20 protein-coding genes and 1 pseudogene are annotated in these 24,606 nt (G+C 69.2%); 3 read left to right on the top strand and 18 right to left on the bottom strand.

What is annotated here, in order from left to right; translation table 11 throughout:
- Nucleotides 1-79 precede the first annotated feature (79 nt).
- From POL67_RS00570 to POL67_RS00490, 17 genes and pseudogenes are all read right to left on the bottom strand, one after another.
- Nucleotides 80-3,361, bottom strand: a complete 3,282-nt coding sequence (locus POL67_RS00570; RefSeq protein ID WP_271914302.1) for a hybrid sensor histidine kinase/response regulator — start codon at nucleotides 3,359-3,361, stop codon at nucleotides 80-82.
- Between the two features lie 69 nt (nucleotides 3,362-3,430).
- Nucleotides 3,431-4,246 (bottom strand): lysophospholipid acyltransferase family protein, encoded by an 816-nt coding sequence (locus tag POL67_RS00565; protein ID WP_271914300.1) that lies wholly within the window; start codon nucleotides 4,244-4,246, stop codon nucleotides 3,431-3,433.
- On the bottom strand, nucleotides 4,243-5,691 hold the full coding sequence (gatB, locus tag POL67_RS00560; protein ID WP_271914297.1) for an Asp-tRNA(Asn)/Glu-tRNA(Gln) amidotransferase subunit GatB: 1,449 nt from the start codon (nucleotides 5,689-5,691) through the stop codon (nucleotides 4,243-4,245). The genes POL67_RS00565 and gatB overlap by 4 nt, the downstream gene beginning before the upstream one ends.
- A gap of 119 nt (nucleotides 5,692-5,810) precedes the next feature.
- The gene (locus POL67_RS00555; RefSeq protein ID WP_271914295.1) at nucleotides 5,811-6,485 is read right to left on the bottom strand and encodes a NuoI/complex I 23 kDa subunit family protein; all 675 of its coding nucleotides are present in this window, start codon (nucleotides 6,483-6,485) and stop codon (nucleotides 5,811-5,813) included.
- A 12-nt stretch (nucleotides 6,486-6,497) separates the two neighbouring features.
- Nucleotides 6,498-7,663 (bottom strand): annotated as a pseudogene (locus POL67_RS00550) (complex I subunit 1/NuoH family protein).
- Between the two features lie 599 nt (nucleotides 7,664-8,262).
- A complete protein-coding gene (locus POL67_RS00545; protein WP_271914294.1) occupies nucleotides 8,263-9,888 on the bottom strand; it encodes an NADH-quinone oxidoreductase subunit G in 1,626 nt (541 codons plus the stop codon).
- Between the two features lies 1 nt (nucleotide 9,889).
- On the bottom strand, nucleotides 9,890-11,104 hold the full coding sequence (locus POL67_RS00540) for an NADH-quinone oxidoreductase subunit D (protein ID WP_271914292.1): 1,215 nt from the start codon (nucleotides 11,102-11,104) through the stop codon (nucleotides 9,890-9,892).
- 3 nt (nucleotides 11,105-11,107) lie between these two features.
- Nucleotides 11,108-11,689, bottom strand: a complete 582-nt coding sequence (locus POL67_RS00535) for an NADH-quinone oxidoreductase subunit C (RefSeq protein ID WP_271914291.1) — start codon at nucleotides 11,687-11,689, stop codon at nucleotides 11,108-11,110.
- Complete coding sequence (locus POL67_RS00530) at nucleotides 11,686-12,273, bottom strand: NADH-quinone oxidoreductase subunit B (RefSeq protein ID WP_271914288.1); 588 nt, start codon at nucleotides 12,271-12,273, stop codon at nucleotides 11,686-11,688. The genes POL67_RS00535 and POL67_RS00530 overlap by 4 nt, the downstream gene beginning before the upstream one ends.
- On the bottom strand, nucleotides 12,261-12,620 hold the full coding sequence (locus tag POL67_RS00525; protein ID WP_271914286.1) for an NADH-quinone oxidoreductase subunit A: 360 nt from the start codon (nucleotides 12,618-12,620) through the stop codon (nucleotides 12,261-12,263). Before POL67_RS00525 ends, POL67_RS00530 begins: the two co-directional genes overlap by 13 nt.
- A gap of 232 nt (nucleotides 12,621-12,852) precedes the next feature.
- Nucleotides 12,853-13,971 carry a hypothetical protein gene (locus tag POL67_RS00520; protein WP_271914285.1) on the bottom strand — a complete coding sequence of 373 codons (1,119 nt, stop codon included), beginning with the start codon at nucleotides 13,969-13,971 and terminating at the stop codon, nucleotides 12,853-12,855.
- Nucleotides 13,972-14,176: 205 nt separating this feature from the next.
- Nucleotides 14,177-15,148 carry a hypothetical protein gene (locus POL67_RS00515; protein ID WP_271914282.1) on the bottom strand — a complete coding sequence of 324 codons (972 nt, stop codon included), beginning with the start codon at nucleotides 15,146-15,148 and terminating at the stop codon, nucleotides 14,177-14,179.
- A 114-nt stretch (nucleotides 15,149-15,262) separates the two neighbouring features.
- A complete protein-coding gene (locus POL67_RS00510; protein WP_271914280.1) occupies nucleotides 15,263-16,258 on the bottom strand; it encodes an FAD binding domain-containing protein in 996 nt (331 codons plus the stop codon).
- 7 nt (nucleotides 16,259-16,265) lie between these two features.
- Nucleotides 16,266-18,593 (bottom strand): xanthine dehydrogenase family protein molybdopterin-binding subunit, encoded by a 2,328-nt coding sequence (locus POL67_RS00505; protein ID WP_271914277.1) that lies wholly within the window; start codon nucleotides 18,591-18,593, stop codon nucleotides 16,266-16,268.
- A gap of 2 nt (nucleotides 18,594-18,595) precedes the next feature.
- A complete protein-coding gene (locus POL67_RS54495; RefSeq protein WP_271914274.1) occupies nucleotides 18,596-20,215 on the bottom strand; it encodes a hydroxymethylglutaryl-CoA lyase-like TIM-barrel protein in 1,620 nt (539 codons plus the stop codon).
- A gap of 208 nt (nucleotides 20,216-20,423) precedes the next feature.
- Nucleotides 20,424-20,651: an RCC1 domain-containing protein gene (locus POL67_RS00495; RefSeq protein WP_271914272.1), complete on the bottom strand. Its 228-nt coding sequence runs from the start codon at nucleotides 20,649-20,651 to the stop codon at nucleotides 20,424-20,426.
- A gap of 1 nt (nucleotide 20,652) precedes the next feature.
- Nucleotides 20,653-21,048 (bottom strand): RCC1 domain-containing protein, encoded by a 396-nt coding sequence (locus tag POL67_RS00490; protein WP_271914269.1) that lies wholly within the window; start codon nucleotides 21,046-21,048, stop codon nucleotides 20,653-20,655.
- Between the two features lie 331 nt (nucleotides 21,049-21,379).
- Here POL67_RS00490 and POL67_RS00485 point away from each other — a divergent pair, with 331 nt between their 5' ends.
- The 3 genes from POL67_RS00485 to POL67_RS00475 all read left to right on the top strand — a co-directional run bounded on the left by POL67_RS00485 (nucleotide 21,380) and on the right by POL67_RS00475 (nucleotide 23,401).
- On the top strand, nucleotides 21,380-22,144 hold the full coding sequence (locus POL67_RS00485; protein WP_271914265.1) for a hypothetical protein: 765 nt from the start codon (nucleotides 21,380-21,382) through the stop codon (nucleotides 22,142-22,144).
- Between the two features lie 81 nt (nucleotides 22,145-22,225).
- Nucleotides 22,226-22,801, top strand: coding sequence for a hypothetical protein (locus tag POL67_RS00480; protein ID WP_271914263.1), 576 nt, complete (start codon nucleotides 22,226-22,228; stop codon nucleotides 22,799-22,801).
- Nucleotides 22,802-22,876: 75 nt separating this feature from the next.
- Nucleotides 22,877-23,401: an OmpA family protein gene (locus POL67_RS00475; protein WP_271914261.1), complete on the top strand. Its 525-nt coding sequence runs from the start codon at nucleotides 22,877-22,879 to the stop codon at nucleotides 23,399-23,401.
- A gap of 7 nt (nucleotides 23,402-23,408) precedes the next feature.
- On the opposite strand, the gene POL67_RS00470 is transcribed toward POL67_RS00475, so the two are convergent.
- Nucleotides 23,409-24,536 carry a hypothetical protein gene (locus POL67_RS00470; RefSeq protein ID WP_271914259.1) on the bottom strand — a complete coding sequence of 376 codons (1,128 nt, stop codon included), beginning with the start codon at nucleotides 24,534-24,536 and terminating at the stop codon, nucleotides 23,409-23,411.
- Nucleotides 24,537-24,606 lie beyond the last annotated feature (70 nt).

Raw genomic sequence — 24,606 nt, 5'->3', positions numbered from 1 at the left:
CCCCAAACATCCCCTCGCATCGTCACGCAAGCGCCTCCGCGCGGGCCCATCTACGCCCGCCCGCGCGGAGGCCCGCCGCTCACGTCGTCATCGACGGCGGCGCAGACTCGCGAGACGTGGCGCGCGGAGACAAACTCGCCACCGTCGCAGCAAGCTCGGCCGCGTCCACAGGCTTCGGGACGTGCATCTGGAAGCCCGCCGCGAGCACACGCACGCGGTCCTCGGCGCTCGCGTACGCCGTCAGCGCGACCGCGGGGAGCGCGCCCCAGCGCGCAGGCTTGAGCGCGCGGATCTGCCGAATGAGCGCATAACCGTCCTCGCCGGGCATGCCGATGTCAGAGACGAGGACGTCGGGGCGGAACTCGTCGAGCGCCGACAACGCCGCGGCCGCGGAGGACACACACCGCACGACGGCGCCGCACTGCTGCAGCATCGCGGCCAGCATCTCGCGGCTGTCCTGCTCGTCGTCGACGAGCAAGAGGCGCAGCCCTTCGAGCGACGGGAGCTCTTCGAGGCCGGCCGGCTGCGGCGTCAAGCGGTCGAGGCTCGCGAGCAAATCCGGGTTCGGGCTGAGCGGGAGGAGGACCGAGAAGACCGCGCCCTTGCCCTCGCCCGCGCTGTCGGCGCGCACCCCGCCGCCGTGCAGCTCGACGAGGTGCCGGACGATCGCGAGCCCGAGCCCGAGCCCGCCGTGCTTGCGCGTCGTGGTGCTGTCGCCCTGACGGAAACGATCAAAGACGTACGGGAGGAACTCCGGCCGGATCCCTTCGCCCGTGTCGCGGACCGTGATGCGCGCATGCTGGCCCGCTCGACCGAGCGTGAGCTCGACACGGCCACCGTGCGGGGTGAACTTGATCGCGTTCGTCAGGAGGTTCCAGACGATCTGCTGCACGCGGCTGGGATCCCCTTCCACGAGGCAAGCGCCGCGCTCCAGGCTGCTTTCGAGGCGCACCGACTTCGCCGTCGCCGCGGGACGAACGGCCTCGATCGCCGCGTTGATCGGGCCGACAAGGTCGAGCGTACGTAGCTCCAGGCGCAGCTTGCCCATGACGATGCGCGAGGCGTCGAGCAGGTCCTCGACGAGGCGAGCTTGCAGCATCGCGTTGCGCTCGATCGTTGCGAGGGCGCGCTCCTGGGAGGTGCCGTTCAAGGACGCGGTGCGGAGCATGCGCGTCCAGCCGAGGACCGCGTTGAGCGGCGTGCGCAGCTCGTGCGAGACGGTGCCGAGGAACTCGTCCCGCATGCGCGTGGCCTCCTGCGCGTTCTGGTAAAGGCGCGCGTTCTCCAGGGCCATCGCGGCGCGATGCGCGAGCTCCTCGGCGAACGGAAGATCCTTCGTCGAGTACCGCTCGCCGACGCGGAAGAGCGAGAGTGTGGCAGAAGCCGTGTCGCCCACGGTCAACGGGACGATGATGGCCGAGCGCGCCCGAAGCTTCGCGAACCGCGCAGCCTGCTCGGACGAACCCACGATGCGTTCGAGGGACGAGAGGCTGAGGTCCGTATACAGCTCCGAGGTGCGGGTACCGAGCGCGCGCGTGACGGGGCCTTCGCTCCAGCCATCGGGCGCGTCGCTGCCGCGGAGATCCTGGACGTCGCGCTCCAGGGCCGGATCCTCGTGGGCCACGGCGACGGTGACCGTGGTGCCGTCCTCGGAGGCGACGTCGAGCATCGCGTACGTCGCCATCATGGGCACCACGAGCCGCACGATCTTTTCGAGCGTGGCCTCGTAGTCGAGCGAAGCGGAGAGCAGCGCGCTCGCCTCGGCGAGGAACGACGAGCGCCGGGCCGCGTCCTCGGCCTCTGCGCGCGCGATCTGCTCGCGGATGAGGCGCGTCCTCTCCTCCTCGGCGCGCTTGCGCTCGCTGATGTCGCGACAAACGCCAACGAGGAACCGCGCGCGGCCCTCCTTGTCGAAGACGGGCTTGGCCGTGGTCTCGATCGGGACCGTCGTGCCATCCTTTCGAACACAAACGAGCTCGCCGAGGAACGCGCCCTGATCGCGGACGCCGCGCAGGATGTGCGGACCGAGGCGCTCGACCGTGTCGGGGTGCGCGAGGATCGTGACCGGGCGGCCGATGGCCTCGGTCTCGGTGAAGCCGAAGATCTGCGTGGCCTTGCCCATCCATCGCAGGATCGTGCCGCCGAGGTCGGTCACGAGGATCGCCTCGGGCATCTGCTTCAAGATCTCGTGCGAGAGGTGGACCGCCTCCTCGGCGGCGCCGGCGGAGAGCGAGGCGCGATCGAGCGCGTCGGCGCAATGCTGGGCGAGCGAGAGGACAAGCCAGCGCTCGTCGTCGTCGAAGGAGCGCGGCTCCTGGAACGAGAGCGCGAGGCTGCCGACGACCCGGCCGTCGACGAAGAGCGGCACCGCAGCCCACGCGTGGCTGCCCTGCACGAGATCACCGAGCGGGAGACCGGGATAACGTGCCGCGAGATCGGCGCGCGAGCGGAGCCAGATCGGCTGCTTGATGCGCACAGCCTCGGCGACGGGCGCCTCCGTGGCCATGGAGATGCGCGGGCTGTGCGCGGGGATCACCTCGGGAAACCCCGCGGCATGGACGATCTCGAGCTCGGCGCCACAAGGCGACAGGCGCGCGATCACGCACGCGCGAGCCCCGAGCACACGTGCGCCGTCCTCCACCACGCGCCGCGCGACCTCGTTCGGCGAGACCGCACGCGAGAGCGCCGCCGTGACCTCGGAGAGGCGCTTCATCTGCGAAAGACCTCGCTCGGCCGCCTCGAAGGCCCGCTCGCGCGAAGAGCGCGCGAGCGCCGTGTCGATGGCCGAGGCGCCGAGGCGAACGAGCGCCTCGATCAGCCCACGCTCCTCGCGCGGCATCACCTCGCGGAACGGCCCCACGCCGATCGAAAGGACGCCGTGCGTGCGGTTCGCGACGCGCAACGGGTAGACGACCTCGCGAAGAGCACGCGTCGCTTGCGACCGCGCAGGCGTCGCCGCGCCCTGAGGAGCGATCCTCGTCACGCGCATCGATCCACGCCGCGTCTGCGGCTCGCCGGCTTCGAGGGCCGCGCGCGCGGCGCGCTCGTGGGCCTCGGCGTCGCCATCCGGGCTGCACACGTCCCAGAGCCGCTGCTCGTCGCGGATGTCCACGTGCGCCACGGCGACACGGCGCAGCTCACCACGCTCCAGGAGGTCGAGCGTGCAGTAATCCGCGAGGTTCGGCACCGCGAGCCACACGACCCGCGTGAGCACCTCTTCGAGCGTCGACGCGCGCAGAAGCTCGTCGGCCACTCGCTCCACGAACGCGGCGCGGCGCCGCGTCCGAGCGTCGTTGATCTGCGTCACCCCGGTCTGCGCGAGATCCCGGACGCGCTCCGTCTTCGATGCATCCCCCGCCATCGTGCCCCGATCATTCAGCCTAGCGATCGGTGTGCACGCTCGCCACTGTGCGGGTCCCTTGCTCTCTTGTCAGGAGGAGCCTTCTCCGTCCACGTCGAGCGCACGGCGCGCCGCGTGGACGAGCGACTGGACCTCGGCGCGCACCCGCTCGCGAAGCTCGCCGACGTCGCCGCTGACGTCGACGATCGGCTCCCCCACGACGATCGCCGCGCGTGTCCTCGGCGCGCCGCTCACGCGGACCATGTGATCGGCGAAGCTCTCGGAGCCGAACGACGCCGCCGCGCCTTCGTAGGCGAGGCCCACGGGGACGATCTCCGCGCTCGTCCGTTGCGCGGCCAGGAAGGCCCCGGGCTTGAAGGGTCGCACTTCGTCGCCCTCGTACGTCGTGCCCTCGGGGTACACGAGCACCGCGCGGCCTCGTTCGATCGAGGCGGTCATGGCGTTGATCGCGGCCGCGCCGCTCTGCTTGTTCGTGCGATCGACGAAGAGCGTCCCCACGCGCCGCGCGGCCACGCCGATGACGGGCCAGCCCGAAAGATCGGCGCGGCTCAGGATCGTGGCCTCGATGTGCGCGAGGCAGATCGGGATGTCCAAACCGGAGCGGTGGTTCATCACGAACACGCGCCCGCGCTCCCCGGCGCCGCGACCCGGGTAGATGTCGCCGCGCGCCACGTGCGGCCCCCGGGCGATCATTTGGACCCCATACAACTTGAGCAGGGCCTCACCGTAACGACGGATCCAGGCGTGAAGCACCGCTTCACGCTCGGACGCAGGTGAGACCGCCGTATCGAGCTCGAGCATCCCGTACATGCTGAACGTGAGGCCCACGAACGCCGCCGTGCGCCCGACGAATCGCCCCTTCTCCACGAGGGACTGACCGCTCATGCCCCGCTCCCTTCGCCGAGGAGACGCACGAGCACCGCGTTCACCGTCGCCGGATCCGCGCTGCCCTTCGTCTGCTTCATGATCTGTCCGACGAAAAACCCGAGGAGCGCCGTCTTCCCGGCGCGGTATGAGGCGACTTGCTTCGGATTCGCCTCCATCACGCCGCGCGCGATGGCCTCGATCGCCGATGCATCACCAAGCACGGCCATGCCTCGTTCGCGCACGACATCCCCAGGCGCGTGGTCCGTGCCCGCGACCGCCGTATAAAGCTCCTTCGCCTGCTTGCCGCTGATCGTGCCGGCATCGACGAGCCGCAGGATCTCGACCACCTGCGCGGGCGTCACCGGGAAGCTCGCCGAGAGGCCCGTCGTCGTCACGTCGCGCAGGACCTCGCTCTGCACGAAGTTCGCGAGCTTCACCGCGTCCGGATAAAGCGCGCGCGCCTCGTCGAAGAAACGCGCGATCGCGGGATGCCCGCCGAGCACGCTCGTCGCGTACGCCGTGAGCCCGAGCTCGAGGGCCCATCGCGCACGCTTCGCCACGGGCAGCTCCGGCAGCGCGCTGCGAATCGACTCGATGAACGCCTCCGCAAGCACGAGCGGAGGCAGGTCCGGCTCGGGGAAGTAGCGGTAGTCGGACTCGCTCTCCTTGTCGCGCAGGAGGTAACTCTCGCGCTTCTCCGCGCTGTAGCCGCGCGTCTGCTGCCGGACCCGCTCGCCTCGCTCGACGAGGTTGATCTGCCGGCGGATCTCCACGTCGATCGCGTCGGCCACGAACTTGAACGAGTTAATGTTCTTCAGCTCGACGCGCGTGCCGAGCCGCGTCTCGCCCACCTTGCGGATCGACACGTTCGCGTCGCACCGGAAGCTGCCCTGTTCGAGGTTGCCGTCGTTCACGCCCGTGAACATCAGGACCTCGCGGAGCCGCCGGAGGTACTCGGCTGCCTCGGCGCCCGCGCGCAGATCGGGCTCGCTCACGATCTCGATGAGCGGCGTGCCCGCGCGGTTCAGGTCAACGACGGACTCGTCGCCGATGCCGTGCAGGTTCTTCCCCGCGTCCTCCTCCATGTGGACCCGATGGATCCCCACGCGGCGCGGCGTGCCCTCCACCTCGACGTCGAGCACGCCCGTGAGCGCGAGCGGCAGGTCGTACTGGCTGATCTGGTAGCCCTTCGGCAGGTCCGGATAAAAGTAGTTCTTCCGGGCAAACACGCTCCGCGTCTGCAACGAGCAGCCGAGGGCGAGCGAAGCGCGCACGGCGAGCGCCACCGCCTCCGCGTTGAGCACGGGCAGCGCGCCGGGCAGGCCGAGGCAGACGGGGCAGGTGTGCGTGTTCGGCGGGTCGCCGAAGCTCGTGGCACAGCCGCAGAACGCCTTCGTCCGCGTGAGCAACTGCGCGTGCACCTCGAGCCCGATCACCGGCTCGTACTCACCGTAGGCGCTCATCGGGCGGATTATGGCAAGCCGAAGCGCGAACGCCCCTGTTTTCCCGCAGGAAGCAAAAACCCCCTCTCCTCGCGGGCCACGCGAGGAAGAGGGGGCTTCTGTCCGTCAGCGAATCGGGATCAGTGATCCATCTGCTCGCGCGACAGACCGGGATGCGTCGGATCGCCCGGCTCGTGGCGCGGGTTCGCCGACTTGCGCGAACCGTCCCGGCCGGTGAACTCCATGAGCAGATCCTTCCTGTAGATGAACTGCTCACGCGAGTCGTACGGCGTCGCGTGAATGCCCGTGTCCATGCGGATCGCGTCGCAGGGACAAGCCTCGACGCAGAACCCGCAGAAGATGCAGCGCAGCTCGTCGATGACGAACGTCTTCGGGAACCGCTCGTAGCCGCGACGCTGGTCGCCCTCGGTGTACTCGCCCGCCTCGATGTGGATGCACTGCGCGGGGCAAGCGGTGGAGCAGCACAGGCACGCCACGCAGCGCGGCGAGCCGTCGTCACGGAGCGTGAGGCGATGCAGCCCGCGGAAGCGCTCCGGGTAGGGGCGCTTCTCCTCGGGGTAGCAGATCGTCGTGACGCCCTCGTTGAGAGCCTCGAGCACCGGGTCGGGCTTCTGGCCGAGCATCATCTCCTTCGTGTTCTTGAAGAAGTGACGCATCGTGATCGCCATGCCCCGGAAGAGCTCGGGCAGGTAGGACTGGACCTCGGCCGTGCGGCGCGGCCGCGGGATGGGCTTGCCCTGGACGGGCGCGCCGGCCGGCTTGGTCCACGGGTTCGACGGAGTGCGCTTCGCCATCGTTCGATCCTCTCAGGCCTGCTGAGGCTCCGGCTTGACCCCACCCATCGCAGCCGCGAAACGTGCCGCAGACGAGGCGAGGAACTTCTTGCGCTCGACCGGCTCGAGCAACCCGACCACGAGCGCCACGAAGCCGGCGAGCGTGGCGACGGCGACGACGCCCTGCGTGATGTCCGCGAGGAGCTTGAGCCACGAATCCGCCGCCGGACCCGCGTTGCGGAGCGCCAGCACGACCACGCCCGTCACCATCATGTTCGCGATGGCGAGCGGCAGGAGCTTGGTCCAGCCGAGCTTCATGAGCTGGTCGTAACGGAAGCGCGGCAGCGTCCAGCGGAAGAAGATCTGCACCCAGGTGACGAACACGGTCTTGCCGAAGAACGCGATCGCCGAGAGGAGGCTCACCGCGAGGTGCGTCATCTTGTACTGGAAGAGCACCGTGTCGCCGAACGCGATGTTGAGGCCGTCCGGATGCAGGAAGGGCAGCGAGTAGCCGCCGAAGAAGAGCGCGACGAGCAGCGCGCTCGAGAAGACGAGCTCGATGTACTCGCCCGTCATGAACATGCCCCACTTGAACCCGAGTACTCGAGGAAGTAGCCGGCGACGATCTCGCTCTCGCCCTCGGGCTGATCGAAGGGCACGCGCTTCGTCTCCGCGCAGAGCGCCGTCAGGAACAGGACGAACCCGAGCGGCTGCACGAAGACGCCCCACGCGTTCTGGCCCTGCCACACGGCCATGTCGCTCATCCGGACGCTGCCGTAGATGAGGAAGAGGCCGACCAGCGAGAGGCCCATCGCGACCTCGTACGAGACCATCTGGCTCGACGCGCGCAGGCCGCCGAGGAGCGCGAACTTGTTGTCGCTCGCCCAGCCCGCGATCGCCGCGCCGATGATGCCCGTGCCCGCGATGCCGAAGACGTAGAGGATGCCGACGTTGAGGTCGATGATCTGCAGCTTCACGCGGAAGCCGTTGCACGCGCCGCTCGCGGGGACCGTGGCGAGGAGGTTCGTGAGGTCCGAGAAGTCGAGCGTGCCGTTCTTGTTGCCATCGGCGAAGCAGAGGTCGTTGCCGAAGGGAATGACGGCCATGACCGCGAGCGCCGAGAAGACCGCGAGGACCGGCGCGAGGCCGTGAAGGAGGCGATCCGCGTTCTTCGGGATGAAGTCCTCCTTCCAGATCATCTTGACCGAGTCCGCGAGCGCGTGGAGCGTGCCCGCGAGGCGCAGCGGGATGCTGCCGTCGGGCACGCGCGAGGTCGCGTAGAGGCCGACGAGGAGGAAGACGCCACCGAGCACGAAGCCCGAGACCTGCGCCGCGAGCGGGAGCGCCGCCGGCGGCACGAGGCGCCCGGCCACGAGGCCGATCGCGTGCACGCCGAGCCCCGCGAAGAAGATCGATCGCGGGTCCGTGTCCTCGAACATCTGCTCGGCGCGGTTGATCGCGCCGCCGCTCCGCACCTTTGCGCAGAGCACGAGCAGGCTGAACCAGGCCACGAGGATCGTGAGCTGCACGTTCATCGTGAACCGCTCGGCCGCCGCGCGTCCGGCGAGCTGACCGAGCGAGGAGAAGATCGCGAGCACGCCGAAGAGCGCGGGCGGTAGGAGCACGATGACCCGCGCCACCATGTTCGGCAGGTACACGACCGCGCGGTTCGGGCCGACGCGATCCTGCACCATCGCGCCCTGCCGGCGGTCGGCCCACGTGCTGAGCGCCGCCATGTTCAAGAAGAACAGGGCGAGGATGAGGATCTTGACGACTGCCAGGACGATCTCGACGAGGCTCATGCGCTCACCTCGGGCTTCGCGGCCCGATCCGCGTCACGGCTCGCGGCAGGCGCCTCGGGCGTCATGGCCCGACGCATGTCCGCGAGCGTCTTTTCGGTCATCGCGTAGCCGAGCTCTTTGCCGAGCTTCGCCACGAGCTCCCAGCCGGGACGCGCGTCGCCGCGCGGCTTGAGCGCGCGCTCGCTCTTCTGCGCGAAGCCCTGGCGGTTGACGTACGTGCCGTCCGCCTCGGCCCACGCGGTCGCGGGGAGCGCGACGTGCGCGGCGCGCGCGAGCGGCCCGTCGTGCGCGGCGATCGTCACCACGCCCTTGAGCTTCGACAGCGCGTTCTCGGCGTCCTTCGCGTCGACCTCGATCTCGGCGCCGAGCGCGATCACGAACGAGTACTTGCCCGCCTTGATCGCGTCGAAGAGCGCCGCGATCGGCTTCGGCGCCGGCGCGCCCGCGAGCTGCATGACGCCGAGCGTGTTCGGGTTCTTGTCCTCGCTCATGAGGATCTTGTCGCCGCGGCCGAGCGGACGACCCGACACGTAGAGGTCCTTCGCGCCGATGAACGTGCGCGCGAGCTTGAGGAGCGCGAAGTTGTCCTCGTTCGAGTGCTGCGCGCTGAGCACGATGGCGACCCGACCCGGATCGTCCTTGATGCCCGCGAGCTGATCCTTCGCCGCCGCGAGCGCCTCTTCGAGGCTCGCGTCCTCGCCGCCGACGAGCGCCGTGCCGAGGCGACCCTCGACCGCGCGCCGGTACGAGAGCATGCCCTCGTCGCACATCCAGTACTTGTTGACCTCTTCGTTGTCGCGCGGGCGATGCCGATGCGGGGCGTTCGTCCGCGGATCGTAGTCGAGGTACGCGTTGCAGCCCGTCGCGCAGCCCTGGCAGACCGTGCGTGCGCTGCGGAGGAACCACACGCGCGCCTTGAAGCGGAAGTCCTTCGAGGTGAGCGCACCGACGGGGCAGACGTGCTCCGTCATGAGCGTGTAGTCGTGGTCGAGCTCGCGGCCCGGCGACACGACGATCTCGTTGAGGTTGCCGCGCTCGCGCACGCTGAGGACCGGATCCTTCGCGACCTCGGCCGTGAAGCGGACGCAACGCGTGCAGATGATGCAGCGCTCGGCGTCGTAGACGATGGTCGGCCCGAAATCGACGGCCTTCGGCTTGTGCACGACCTCCTGCTGCATGCGCTTGCCCGTGCCCTGATGCTCCAGCCAGTAGTCCTGGAGCCGGCACTCGCCTGCCTGATCGCAGATCGGGCAGTCGACCGGGTGGTTCAGGAGCAGGAGCTCCTGCACCGCGCCGCGCGCCTCCTCGACGTGGTCGCTGCCCTCGGAGAGGACCTCCATGCCGGGCGCGCAGGCCTGCTGGCAGGCGGGGACGAGCTTCGGCTTGCGGGCGGGGACGTAGTCCTTCTTCTGCGGGTCCCAGCGCAGGATATCGAGCTGCATCGCGGGACGGCCGGGAGGCGGCGCGACCTCGACGAGGCACATGCGACAATTCGCCGCGACGGAGAGGCCCGGGTGCCAGCAGTAGTGGGGGATGTCGATGCCGGCGCGGTGCGCCGCTTTGATGATGGTTTCCCCTTGCTCGAAGGGGATCTCGCGCCCGTCGATCTTGATCGTAGCCATCTCAGTGATCGCACTCCCCGCCGATCATGTTGAGGGAACCGAACGTCGGGACGACGTCCGGGATCATCAGGCCCGTGATGAGCTGCTCGAGGCCCTGCGTGGTGGCGAAGCAGGGGGGCCGGATCCGCACGCGGTAGGGCGTGCCGCTGCCGTCGGAGACCAGGTAGAAGCCGAGCTCGCCGTTGCCCGCCTCGGTGTACGAGTAACACTCGCCCGCCGGGACCTTGATGCCCTCCATCACGATCTTGAAGTGCTGGATGGTGGCCTCGATGGTCGTGTAGACGTCCTGCTTCGGGGGCAGGACGATCCGCGGATCCTCGATGTTGATCGGGCCCTCGTCCGGCATCTGATCGAGCGCCTGCTCGATGATCCGCACCGTCTGCCGGATCTCCTCCTGGCGGCACATGAACCGGTCGTAGTTGTCGCCCGTCGTGCCCACCGGCACGTCGAACTCCATCCGGTCGTAGACCAGGTACGGATGCGCGCGTCGCACGTCGTACGGCACGCCCGAGGCGCGGAGCACGATGCCCGTCCACCCGAGCGCGAGCGCGTCCTCCTTCGACATCACGCCCACGCCTTCGAGGCGGTCGAGGAAGATGCGGTTCTTCAAGAGGAGCTTCTCGCCCTCGCTGATGAGCTGCAGCACGCGCGGAAGACCCGCGCGGACCATCTCCTTGAAGTACTTCGTCGGCGGGTTCGCCATACCGCCCACGCGGCCGAAGCTGTGCGTGACGCGCGCGCCCGTCTCTTCCTCGAAGATGTCCCAGATGATCTCGCGGGCGCGGGCGAAGTAGAGGAACGGCGTGAACGCGCCGAGCTCCATGCACATCGCGCCCGAGCAGATCATGTGGTCGCAGATGCGCGCGAGCTCGCCGAGCGCCACGCGGTAGTACTGGCAGCGCTCGGGCACCGTCACGCCGAGCATCTTCTCCACCGCGAGCGCGAAGCCCACGTTGTTCAGCATCGGCGAGACGTAGTTGCAGCGGTCGACGTACGGGAAGATCTGCGTCCAGGTGCCCCGCTCGCACATCTTCTCGAAGCCGCGGTGCAGGTAGCCGATCTGCACGTCGGCCTTCTGGATCATCTCGCCCGAGAGCTCGAGCACGATGCGCACCGTCCCGTGCATCGCCGGATGGGACGGGCCCATGTTGAGCATCATCGGCTCGCTGGGCAGCTCGAGGAGGCCCTCCTCGAGATCACGATCCAAGGGTTCCATGACTCAGTTCGTCTCCTCGCCCCGCGGGTAGTCGTGGGTCTGGCGCCCGAACGGCATGCCCTCGTCGATGCCGAAGGGGGGCAGTTTGTCGGGAACGTTGCGCAGCTCGACGAGCGGCTGGATCTTGTCCGCCGGATAGTCCTTGCGAAGCGGGTACCCGACGAACTCGGGGTACATCAGGATCCGCCGCAGATCGGGGTGACCTTTGAAGTTCACGCCGAACATGTCGAAGCACTCGCGCTCGAACCAGTTCGCGCCTTTCCACACGGACACGACCGAGTCGATCTCCACGCCGTTCGCGTCCTCGTCGCCGATGCGCGCCTTCAGCCGGATGCGATGGTTTCGATCCATCGAGCGCAGATGCAGCACAACCTCGAAGCGCGGCGTCTGCCGGCCGAGGTAGTCGACGGCGGTCAGGTCGACGAACATGTTCATCGCGCACTGGGGATCGTCCCGGAGAAACCGCGCGATCTCGCGCCATTTCTCGGGGTTCACCACGGCCGTGTCGTCGCCGAACTGCGAGTGGGTCTCGTAGATGTCGTCGCCGAACTTGCTCTTCAGGATTTCGAGGACGCGCTTGCTCATGTTGCGGTGCTCTTCTTGCCGAGCCTGACGAGGTTGCCCGCTTGCACGGTGGGGTCGCGGCGCGGCTTGACAATCGCGGGCGTACGGTCGCCACGCGCGATCTTGTCCTGCAGCAGCAGAAGGCCGTCGATCACGGCCTCCGGGCGCGGGGGGCAGCCAGGGACGTACACGTCGACGGGGATGACTTTGTCGATGCCCGCGAGCGTCGTGTAGTTGTCGTAGAAGCCGCCGCACGACGCGCACGTGCCGAAGGCGAAGACGTACTTCGGGTCCGCCATCTGCTCGTAGATGCGCTTGAGCGCGGGCGCCTGGCGCTGGCTGATCGTGCCCACGACCCAGAGCAGGTCCGCCTGGCGCGGCGAGAAGCGCGGCGCCTCGGCGCCGAAGCGCGCCATGTCGAAGCGCGGGCTCGCCATGGCCATGAACTCCATCGCGCAGCACGCCGTGATGAACGGGTACTGGAACAGCGAGTACTTCCTCGCCCAGTTCAAGAGCGCATCGAAGCGCGTCGTCGCGAACCCGGTCTCCGATCCCTCGAGGACCTGGATCGTCGTGCCAGCGCCGCCAGTGGTCATTTCTCCCATTCGAGGGCTCCCTTCTTCCAGATGTAGAGCAGCGCCACCACGAGCATGAGGATGAATGACCCCATGGTCGCGAGGCCGATCCAGCCGAGGTTCTTGAACTCCACCGCCCACGGGTAGATGAGCACCGCTTCGATGTCGAAGACCACGAAGAGGATCGCCGTGAGGTAGAACTTGACGCTCGGCTTCACGAAGCGGCCGCCCGTCGTTTCGCTCCCGCACTCGTACGGGATCATCTTCTCCGGCGTCGGGTTCTTCGGTCCGAGCACGGTGCTGATCGTGAACAGGGCGCCCGCGAGGACCGCCGCCACGATGAAGAGCAGGAACAGGGGGACGTAGGTGGACAACATCGTTTGCTCCGGGTGCTCCGGGTGCTCCGGGTACGTGGTGTACCCGGTTCTGGTGCCGACCGAGAAGGTGGGGACCTCTCTCGCGATCGCTCGCGATCACGAGCGGGCGCTGGCAGGCTCCGAGATGGCGCGAAATCCGTGCGATCTCGGCACAATCGCCGCGGCTATGTAGCTTTGGCGTTCTAGGGTGTCAATTGCGCGGCCAGGGTGTATGGGGGCTCCAAGAGTCCGGTCAACCCCTGGTGCTCAGCACGAGCCCACGGAACGCCGTCAGCGCCGTGCCGAGCCGGGTCTCGATCTCGCGGATCTCCTCGATGAGCTCGGCGTCGGGCACGCCCGCCGCGCGGGCCTCCCGCACGCACGCGAACGCGGCCACGTAGCGCTGCCGCTTCACGTACGCCTTCGCCAGGAGCGGCCAGATGAGCTTGGGCGGCGCGCCGAGGCTCGACGCGCGCCGGAGCCCGCCGATGGCCTCCCCTGCACGCCCATTCTCGAGCTGCGCCTCCCCGAGCCGGCGGAAGATATCCGCCGCCGCCGCCCCATCCTGCGCGTATTGCACCGCGAGGCGCATGACCTCTTCGCCTTGATGCTCTTCGCCGAGCTTGACGCACGCTGTGCCGAGGAGGCCGAGCCCCTTGGCGATGAGCGCGCGCGCGTCGGTCGTGAGCATCTGCCCCTCGGGCGTGCGAAGGAAGATCGCGAGAGGCGCCGGCCACGCTCCGAGGAGCTGCACCACGCGCGACCAATCGTTGCGCTGGCTCGCTGCCTCAGCCTCCGCCACGCGCGTCAGATCGATCGCCGAGCGCGAGCCCGCCGAGGCACGCTCGAGCTCCTCGCGCACATGCGCTCGGATGCGCGCGCGGAACTCGCTGAGCTCGTACGTTTGCTCGAGGCCGTCGCGCAGCACGAGCAACCTCGACGTGCGACCGTCGACGTAGAGCTTGCGAAGGCTGTAGCCGAAGAGCGGCGCGAGCAGGAGATAACGGACGCCGATGTGGAGCTGCAGCGCCTCGATGTCCGTGTCGCGCTCCGGCGGGCCGGGCGTCGCGTCCTCGGTGAGGAGCGCGCCGACGAGCCGATGCCGGAAGTCGGCCAGGGTCAGCCGCTGAACCTCGCTGTCTTCTTCCTCGTCGCCCGGAGGCGCGATGACGAAATCCACGAGGGTGTTGTCGGGGTTGCGGCGGTCGACCGTGAGCGCGGTGATGCGCGCTCCCGTGATCATCGAGAAGGCGAAGAACGTCTCGCCGACGATGTCGCAGAGAGCCTGAAAGCTGCCGATCCCATCGCCGATGCGCTCGAACCAGCCGTCGGTGCGGACCGCATCGAGAGAGAAAACTCGTTCCTTCGCCATGAGCGGGAGATTGGGGAGAGTCGCACGAGCCGCGCGGGATGTCACCGCCCGTGGTCGTCGCCGCGAGCAGTCTTGCCCGTCCCACGGGTCGCCGAAAAGCCCCCTTCTGCGAAGAATTTTGTGGCTCTTGCCACAATGACCACGCAATCCGGGGGGCGAGCCTACCAATCGACGCCGCGGCCGCGAATTTTGCGCGCTTTCGAATTCAGGTCGCCGGCCGCGCGCTGGCGGAGGCGCGCACGTGGCGCTTGGGGCGCGCGCCGATGTTCGCCACGTCGAAGCTCACGCTGCCGCCGAGGCTGTCGCTCGACCCGCCCTTGCCGATGTTCGTGCCGCCCGTGCTGCCGTCCGGCATCTGGAGCTGCGAGACGACCTCGACCATCACGATCGCGCCCGCCGCATACGACTCCGGCAGCGTGAACTGTCGGCTCGCGAGCCGCCCGCTCACCGCGCCCGCGACCGCGCTCCAGTCGCCCGCGTTGCCCGCCGACGAACGCACGACACGCACGCTCGCCACACGACCGCCGGGCGCGATGCGCACTTCGAGCGTCGCGCGCGAAACGTCGGGCGTGCCCGAGCCGCGCACGACATCGGAGACGACACTCGCGATCGTGCCCGCGCCCGGTAGATCCAGGCCGAGCTGTCGATCCTTCTCGCGCATCACGTCGGTGATCAAGCGGCCCGCGATCTTGCGATCGACCTCGGGCGGAGGCCCGACCGTGGTGGGCGCGGGCTTCGGCTTGCCCGTCTCGGGGATGACGCCGGGCATCGCCCACACGGGCCCGCCGAGGCCCGGGATCCCAGGGCCCCCGCCGGTCGCCGCGGGCGGCGGCGCGCCGTACTCGTCGGGCGGGGCGGCCGAAGGCATCGCCGTGGGCACGGGCTCGACCTGCTGCGGCTCGATGGTGTTCGGCTCCACGACACGCGGGTCGACTGCGTCCGTCGTGCGCGGACGCGTGTCGTTCATCGCGACCGCGGGATCCTGCGGACGCTCGAAACGAGGTTCGTCCGGGCGCGCCGGCTCGATCGGGACGTCCTCGATGTCGATCTCCATGCGCCGCGCCAAGCCGGTCGAGATCGCGAGGAGCGGGCCATTCGGCCGCGGCGCGACTCGAGCGACGACCGGGATGAAGAAGTGCAGCCCGGTGGCGACGAGGACGAACGGGAGAAAGCGCACCTACAGGGACCTTGGTCCGCGCGCGTCGGCGCCGCAAGGGAGGAATTCGGGGGACGCGCGGGGATCACGCCCCGGAGCGCGGGGGAGATCGCAAAGGGCCTGGGATCTCGGCCTTCAGCCTTCGAGACGGAGGACGGCGCGCTCGACGAGGGCGGGGACCATCTCGCGGCGCCACTCGGTGTCGTCGTCGACGTTCGGGAGCGGCTTGCACTCGGCGTAGGCGCCTTCGGCGAGCTCGCGCGCGGCGACGTCGAAGGGCGTCCCGGGACGGACCTTCGATGCGGCGCGGACGCGACGCGGCCGAGCGCCGAGCGCCGAGACGACGACGTCCGCGGCCTCGACGCGCGTGGTCTCCACACCCGAGACGTCGAGCCGGACGGCGATCGAGAGCAGCGGGAAGTCGATCGCGTTCCTGCGGCGAAGTTTTTCGAAGCTCGAACGGCGGCCGGGGTGGCGCGTGATCGAGACACGCACGACGAGCTCGCCGGGTTCGAGCACGGTGTTCTTGATGCCGTCGGCCACGTAGAAATCGTGGGCTTTTACGATGCGCGCGCCGCGCGGGCCGAGGAGGTGGAGGTCGGCGTCGAGCGCGATGAGCGCGGGGGCGGTGTCGTTCGAGGCGGCGGCGACGCAGCGCGATCCGCCGCGCACGACGTGGCAGACGGTGCCGTCCTTCTTGAGGCAGAAGCCCAGCGATTTGCGCCAGAAGTAGGTCTGGTTGTAGTAGCGGCAGCGCGTGTCGAGGCAGATGTTTCCGCCGAGCGTGCCCATGGCGCGGTGGTGCGGTCCGCCGACCTGACCCGCGGCCTCGGCGAGCGCAGGCGCGACGCGGCGCACGAGGATCGAGCTCTCGATCTCGGCGAGGCGCGCGCCGGCGCCGAGGACGAGCTTGTCGTCGTCGCCCTCGCGGTCGAGCGAGATGCCGCGCAGCTCGTCGATGCCGGCGATGGAGACGACGTGATCGGGCTCGACGAGCCCATGCTTCATGTTGGGCAGGACGTCGGTGCCGCCGGCGAGGACGACGGCCTTGTCGCCGAGGCGCGCGAGCAGATCGAGCGCCGCCGCGAGGGTGCGTGGCCTGTGATGATCGAAGACGGGCAGCGGTAACACGAGGACCTCACTCCGCAGCGGCGTGACGCGCGTCCTCGTCGGCCTGCTTCTTTCGAAGGGCCGCGAGGACACGCGCGGGGGAGAAGGGGAGCCTGTCGACGCGTACGCCGACGGCGTCGAAGATGGCGTTCGCGATGGCCGGGATCGACGGGTGCAGCGGGCCCTCGCCCGACTCCTTCGCGCCGAGCGGGCCCTCTTGATCTTCCGACTCGACGATGAGCGCGTGCAGGTCGGGCACGTCGAGGCTCGTCGGGATGCGGTAGTCGAGCAGGTTCGGCCCCTTGTGCAGGCCGTCGGGCCCGATGACGTGCTCTTCGAGCAGCGCCTCGGCCGCGCCCATGTACGCCGATCCTTCCATCTGCCCCTCGACGATCGTGGGACAGAGGGCCTTGCCGCAGTCGTGCGCGACCCAGATCTTCTCGACGCGGACGAACCCCGAGCGCGCGTCGACCGAGACCTCGGCGACGTGCGCCGTGAACGAGTACGCAGGCGAGGCGCCGATGGTGCCGCCGCGGTACTCGCCGCCGAGCTTCGGCGTGTTGTAGTGGCCGACGGCGCCGAGCGTGCCGAACTTCGCCTCGGCGAGCTGGATGGCCTCGGTGACGGAGACGCCGCGGGCCGGGTCGTGCACGACGACGAGCGCGCCGCGCGTGACGAGCACGTTCCGCGGATCGACGTCGAGCTTCTCGGCGACGGCGGCGACGAGCTTGCTCTTGATCTCGCGCGCGGCCATGAGGCACGCGTTGCCGTTCATGAACGTGCCGCGCGAGGAGTAGGCGCCGAGGTCGACGGGCGTGAGGTCCGTGTCGCCCGAGATGACGCGCACCGACCCGAGATCCAGGCCGAGCTCGTCGGCGACGAGGACGGCGAGCATGAGGTCGCAGCTCTGGCCGATCTCGCTTTGACCTGAAAAGACCGTCACCACGCCGGAGCGATCGACCTTGAGCTGCACCGCGCTCTGCGGCATCGCGTTCGGGTAGATCGCGTAGTTCGTCCCGCTGATGTACGCGCTCGTGGCCACGCCGAGCCCGCGCCCCTTCGGCAGCTTGCCCCAGCGGTCCTTCCAGCCGCTCGCCTGCGCGACCGCGTCGAGGCACTGCTCAATGCCGTTCGAGGTGACGCGCAGCCCGTTCAGCGTGGTCGTGTTCGGCGGGACGAGGTTCTTCCGGCGCAGCTCGATCGGATCGATCGCGAGCGCGCGGGCGATCTTGTCGAGCGAGACCTCGAAGGCGAAGCGCGGCTGCACGCTGCCATGGCCGCGCTTCGGGCCGCAGGGAGGCTTGTTCGTGAAGAGGCGCGTCGAGCGGAAGCGGTAGGTGTCGGCGAACGCGGGCAGCGTGAGGAGCTGGCCCGAGTAGTAGGTCGTGACGAGGCCAAACGAGGAGTACGCGCCGCCGTCGATGAAGGTGCGCGCGTCGACGCCGGTGAGCTTGCCGTCGCGCTTCGCGCCGACCTTCATGTGGATCTGCATCGGGTGCCGGCCGCGATGCGCGTAAAACTCCTCCTCGCGCGTGTAGAGGAACTTCACGGGGCGGCCCGTGACCATCGCGAGCTTGGCGGCGCAGAACTCGAGCGAGAAGGGCTCGCTCTTGCCGCCGAAGGCGCCGCCGACGGGCGGCTGGATCACGCGGATGCGCGTGGGCGGGACGCGCAGGACGCGCGAGAGCTCGCGGTGCAGGTAGTGCGGGACCTGCGTCGTCGACCAGACCGTGAGCAGCCCGTTCTTGTCGAGGTTCCCGATGGCGCAGTGGGTCTCGATCGGAACGTGCGCGCTGCCCTCGTAGTAGTAGTCGCCCGTGATGACGACGTCGCTCTCGGCGAGCGCGGCGTCGACGTCCCCGAACGCGAGGTCGACCTCCTTCGAGACGTTGTCCTTGCCGCCCTTGCCGAGCCCGACCTCGGGTTTGTCGATCGCGGTCTGCAGATCGGTCGCGGCCGGCAGCACCTCGTACTCGACGTCCACGAGCTCCGCCGCCTCGTGCGCGATGCGCTCGTCGGTCGCGGCGACGGCGGCGACAGCGTCCCCGATGAAGCGCGCGTGGTCGAGGGCGAGCGGGTACTCGTCCGGCGTCCAGGGGATGATGCCGAAGCGCTCGGGCATGTCCTTGCCCGTGATGACCGCGAGGACGCCGGGCTTGGCGAGCGCGCGTGTCGCGTCGATGCGCACGATGCGCGCGTGCGGATGTGGCGAGCGGACGATCCGACCCCAGAGCATGCGCGGCAGGTGGATGTCGTCGGTGTAGCGGACCTGCCCGGTCACGCGCGGCGCGAGCAGCGTGCGCGTGCGGCTGCCGACGAGACCTCGAAGCGCACTCGGCTTTCGCGTGTCCGTCATGGCTAGCCCTGCCTCCCCTCACGCGAGCTCTTGTTCGAAGGCAAGGGCGGGGGCGTGTTCTCGATCCCCGGCAGACCCACGCCCGCCTCCGCCTCGCCGCGACGGATCTTCGCCGCGAGTTCGATCGCGTCGACGATCTTCCCGTAACCCGTACAGCGGCAAAGGTTGCCCGCGATCGCGCACTTGATCTCGTCGCGCGTGGGCCGCGCGTTCCGGTCGAGCAGCGCCGTCGCGGTCATGAGCATGCCGGGCGTACAGAACCCGCACTGCCCGCCGCCGAGCCTGTCGAAACCGTCGAGGAGCGCGTCGATGTGCGGCGCGCCTTCGAGCGTCTCGACCGTGCGGACCTCCTTGCCGTCCGCGTCGAGCGCGAGCGTGAGGCAAGAGAGGGTCGCGACGCCGTCCACGACGACCGTACACGCGCCACAATCCCCCTTGTCACAGCCCTGCTTCGTGCCGACGAGGTCGAGGTCGTACCGCAGCGCTTCGAGGAGCGTCCTGCGCGGCGGGACCGCGAGCGCGACGGCGCTGCCGCCGATCTTCATGCACATCGGGACGAGTTTTTCCATGGACTCCAGGGGCTCGGATGCAGGCGCCTCCTCGGGCGTTGCATGGTAGGGGCGTACCTCGAAACGCGCGCCGCGCATGTTCGCGCCGGCGATCGGGTGCCCCGCGGGGATGGGATACCGGAGCGCGCGGGAAGCGAGCTCGCAGTACTCGACGAGGCGCGCCTCGGGGACACGGGGACGCGCGCCGAGGAGGCCGAGGTTCTCGACGAGCAATTCGAGGCTCGTGTTGCCGACGCGCTCGCCGACGCCGAGGCCCGTGCCGTGCACGCGATCGACGCCCGAGGCGGCGGCCCATAACGCGTTCGGCAGGCCGATGCCGCGGTCGTTGTGTCCGTGCCAGTCGAGCTCGACGTGCCGCGCGCCGAGCTCGTCGAGGGTGCGTCGCGCAAACCCGACGAGCGCCTCGATGCCGTAGGGCGTGACGTGGCCGGTGGTGTCGCAGAGGCAAATGCGGCTCGCGCCGGCGTCGATGGCGGCGCTGTAGAGGCTGCGGAGGACGTCGGGGTTCGAGCGGGTCGTGTCCTCGGTGACGAGGCAGAACGGCAAGCCCGCGGCCTTGGCCTCCCGCGCGGCCGCGGTGATGGCGCCGAGGAGGAAGTCCGTGTCCCACCCTTCAACGGCGAGGCGAATGGGGGAGCTGCCGATGAAGGCGTAGACCTCGATGGGGATCCCGGCGCGCTCGGCGGCGCGGGCGATGCCGTGGACATCGGCGACGACGGTGCGCGCGGCGGCGGTGGGGACGAGGCCGAGCTTGGAACGGACGATCTCGCGGCAGAGGAGGAAACAATCCTCGGCATTGGCGAGGCCGGCGGCAGGGAGGCCGACGCTGACGACGTCGACGCCGATCGCGGCCATGGCGTAGAGCAGGTCGATCTTCTGCGCGACGTCGGGCTGGTGGCCGGCCGCGCTCTGCAATCCATCCCGGAGGGTCTCGTCGACGACCTTGATGGGCCGCACCCTGCGCGCGAAGTCGCGCTGCACGGGCCCACCGGAGAGGGAAATCGCGCGGCCCGATGCATCGACGAACGGGACGCTTTCGTTCCAGTCGTACATGAGAACCCCCGGGGTGATTCGGAGTGATGAATACCACGGAACGAGGTTCGGCCGGGACGCTGGATCGCGCGGACGTACGGGGAAAAAGGGATGGCGCGGTGCGGCGGAGGACGCTGCCTGCGTGTCGTGCCGTTACGGCAGTGCGAGTCCCCCGGAGGAGGTCGGCGACGCGGGGACGCGGCGCATGGTTCCGCGGAGCCCTGTGGCTTCAATGGGGCATCGACGGACCGCGCGCTGTGCCATCGCCGAGCGGGCCGAATGGATTGTGACCCTTGCAGACCACGCTTCCATCCCGGCGGAGCGCGTACGCGTGCTGCTCGCCGATCGCGATTTGCGTGTTCTCGTGCAAGCCGAAATCGCGTTTGCTTGCCCTCTCATAGAACGAGATATCCCCGGGCTTGTCGCGGAGGTATTCGTCGAAGCTCTGGTATCGCATTTCAAAGCAATGCGCCGGACCTCGCCCGCCCCGCGTCGCCGCGCACGTACGAGTGTGGTCCGCCGCAATGCGCACCGCGGGTGGGAGATTCCGAACGGGCGCCGGTTCGTCCTGCGAAGTCGTCGACCCGTTGCCGAGCTGCCCCCGATGCATTGTGGCCCCAGCAGCGCACCTCGCCGCTCGTGAGCCGGGCGCAGCCGTGCCCCGCGCCGACGGCCACCGACGCGACGCCGTCGAGAAAAGGAACGGGTTCGGCCTCGAGCCCCGCGCCGAGCCCCGGTTTGCCCGCGCCCCAGCATTGCACGGTGCCGTTCGCGAGGGCGGCACATCCGAGACGCCCTCCGACGCCGATCGCCGTCGCTCCCACGACGCCGCGCACTTCTTCACGCGATGGCATCGAGGCTCACACCGGGATCCCCGGAAAGCAACACCCCCCGCTCCGAACACCGACCCCCCGTATCCGACCTCACACCCCCCTGCTCCCAACAACGATCCCCCTGCTCCCAACAACGATCCCCCGCCTCCGACCAACGATCCCCCGTATCCCACTTCACATCCCCCTGCTCCCAACAACGATCCCCCGCCTCCGACCAACGATCCCCCGCGGGGGATGACCTCCCGGAGCCGGGGGCTCGCTGGCGCGAGCAGCTTTTCGACGGCTTCGCGTCCGTCACATACGTTCCCGTCGGGAACTGCCTGGATCCACACCCCCCTAGGGAGGTTCCGTCATGGCAAAGCTCACCATTGGTCAGAAGGCCGAACGCGTCCTCAAGCTCCTCATCGCGCTCCGCAACCCGCGGATCGCCGCCGCCCTCGCCCGGCACGGCTTCACGAACGCCGACCTCGACGAGGGATGGACGCTGCTCAAAAACGTGACGCGCACGAAGCTCGATGTCGTCGAGGCGCCACAAAACACGGACCCCGATGCCCTGCGCGCCCTCGACGCCTGGGAGAATCAATGGTTCGTGATCGCAGATGCGACCTTGAAGCGGCACGCGCCGGAGATCCACGCGCAGGTCTTCCGGAATCTCTCCCAGACCGACGGCATGGCCGTCATCGTCTCGGTCGGCACGTTCGTCGAACGACTCGACATCATCGACCACCCCGAATGGGACGGCGGATTCGGCCCGGCGGGGAAAGACGCGCGAAGTCTCCTCGCCCAGCGCGGGCTCACGGAAGTGGTGGTCGACGAGGCCAAGGCGCTGCTCGAAAGGTTCCGCAACGTCGACGGGCCGATCCCCGATCTCGCGAAGATCGCCGCCGAGGACGAGAGCTTCGAGAAGGCCGAGGGGGCGCTCTGGGCCTGGTACCTCGAATGGAGCGCCATCGCGCGAAGAGCCATCACCCAGCGCAGCCTGCTCCGGCAGCTCGGATTCCTGCGCACCGCGCCGAACGGAAAAGACATCGAGGTGACGGACGACGAGGTCCTGGAAGACGCGCCGGCCGCACGCGCCCCGTCGCTTCGAGATGACGCCACCGCGATTCCGGCGTAATCCATCCCTATCGTCCTCCCCCTGCTCCTCGGCGTCCTCGCCGCCCTGATCCTCGGGCTGCTGCTCGTCACGGCGAGCGGGATGATCCCGCGCCCGCGCGCGGAGCGCCGCGCGCGGGAACGAAGCACCGAACGCGCGAACGCCGTCGCGGACGCCCTCGGGTTCGTCGCCGAGCAGGACGCCGAGGTTCCCACCACGTTCCGGCTGTATTCACCCGCCGCGCCCGACGACGTCACCCTGTGCATGGGCTCGCCCGCGCTCGTCGCGGGGTTGTTCGAAAAAGAAAAGCTCATCGACTGGATGACGCTCGAAGGCAAAGGCCCCAAAGGGTTGCCCGCAGGCGTGAACGTGCGGACGCCCGTGCGGACCGTCTTCGAATGGCGCGACGGCCTCCCCGGCGAGGCGCCAACGATGGTCACGCCAGGCGGCGTCGAGCTCGTGATCGAGAACGAAACGGGCGCGGCGTTCGATAGCGAGGCCCTCGCCGGATGGATCGATTCGTTCCCCAAAGGAATTTGGCTCGTCCTGATGAGCGAAGGCGCGCTGGAGCTACGTGCCCATGCGCCCGCGACCGACGACGCCGTGCACTGCGCGCGGTCGCTCCTCGGGGTCGCTTCGTCCCTGCCCAAGGTATCCGCCAGAAGACGCGGCGATTGACACCCTCCCCCGGCTCGTGCTCCCGTGCCGACATCTTGGGACCTCAAAGGATCCACGCGCAGGGAGGATGATGCCGTGAGCCGAACGATGACGTCCGCGATGGTTGCTTCGTTTCTCTTTCTCGTCGGTTGCGGAGGCGGAGGCAGCGCCCAGGTCGAGCTGAAGACCGGCGGCGACGCGACCCCGCCGCCCTCGGACACCGCGGCAGCCGCTGCCGGCAACGACGTGGGCGAGGCGCACCTCAAGGGAGATCACCTGGAGATCGATCACCAGATCCTGTTCGACACGGACAGCGATCACATCAACGAGGCGCAGTCGCAGAAGGTCCTCGGCGACCTCGTGGCCCTGCTCAAAGCACACCCGGAGCTCGTGCACCTGCGCATCGAGGGGCACACCGACGTGCGTGGCTCGGCCGAGCACAACCAGGATCTGTCGGAGCGACGCGCCAAGGCCGTCGCGCAGTACCTCAACAGCCACGGCCTGCCGAACGTGAAGATCGACTCGAAGGGCTACGGCGTCACCAAGCCGCTCTGCTCGGAAGACACCGACGCGTGCCACGACAAGAACCGGCGCGTCGAGTTCCTCGTCGTGAAGGACTGAGCCCTCGTCACGCCACCGACGGGATCGCGGGCTCGCTCGGGGCCCGCAGGATGATCCGACGCACGGCCTCCGGGTCCGTGATGCGACGAAGCACCGGCTGGAGGCCTTCGGCGTCACGCTCGCCGAACGCGCCGCTCGACGCAAAGGCGCGCGCACGCGGTCCATCGAGCACCAGGAACAGATCGTTGAGCCCGCCTGCCGCAGGGCTGTCGATGACGTCGACGATGCGCGTGCGCTCGAGGTGCAGCTCTTCGTCGCCGCGCTGGATGAGGACCCGCCGGTTCGTCACCCAGTAACGCGTCCGCGTTTCGAGCCGCGCAGGCCGGACGATCGAGGCGTACACGACGAGCGCGCCCGCCGAGACGAGCAGGAGGATCGTCAACGCGAGCGAGGTAACGAGCGCGAAGAAGGAGAGCGATTCGGGCGAGAGGCCACCACGCACGACGGTGCGGGTCGCGTGCACGGCGTGGGTCGACGAGACGATCGCGGCCACGAAGAGGCCGATGCCGAGGGCGAGGCCGAGCGCCGCGCGTCCACTCGACGGGAGCCACTTGCGAAGGCCGTCGGGCGGATGGCCCGACCAGAGGACACGCTCGCCGTCGTCGAGGCGCTGCGCGAGGAGGCGCTGGCCGTCGCCCGCCGGCGTGGAGGGCGTGACGCCGCGGACGATGGCCCAGACGCGGTCGGGCGCGACGAGGCCGGTGAAGACGATCGCGAGGCGGCGGCGCAAGGCGCCCGTGGGCACGGCGCGCACGAGCTCGAGGTCGCCGATGCCCGGGCGCTTGGGGTCCCAGTGGATGCGGGCGAAGCTGATCGCCGAGCGATCCATCATGCGCCGGAGGTGGCCGCGCTGGAGGATGACGTGGCGCTCGGTGACGACGAACTCGAGCTCGCTGCGCCACCACTTGGGGCCAAGCGCGAACGCGACCGCGAGCACGGCCATCCACGCGGCGAACGCGAGGAGCGCGCCGGGGCTCGCTCCGAGCGCCGTGGCGACGACGATGGCGGACGCGGTGGTGATCGCCGAGACGACGCCCGCGATCCCCGCCACGATCTGGTAGAGCACCGGGCACGTGACGGCCTTGGGGCGCCCCGACCAGACTACCGACTCCTCGAAGAGCGAATCCCGCTTCAACGAACGCCCTCCGCCGTGGTGACAGTGGAGCGTGGAGCGTCCTTGGGTCACCGTAAAGGGGGGTCCGTAC

The organism is Polyangium mundeleinium (assembly GCF_028369105.1).
In the GTDB taxonomy this organism is placed as follows: Bacteria; Myxococcota_A; Polyangia; order Polyangiales; family Polyangiaceae; genus Polyangium; species Polyangium mundeleinium.
This window is presented reverse-complemented; position numbering and strand designations above follow the sequence as displayed.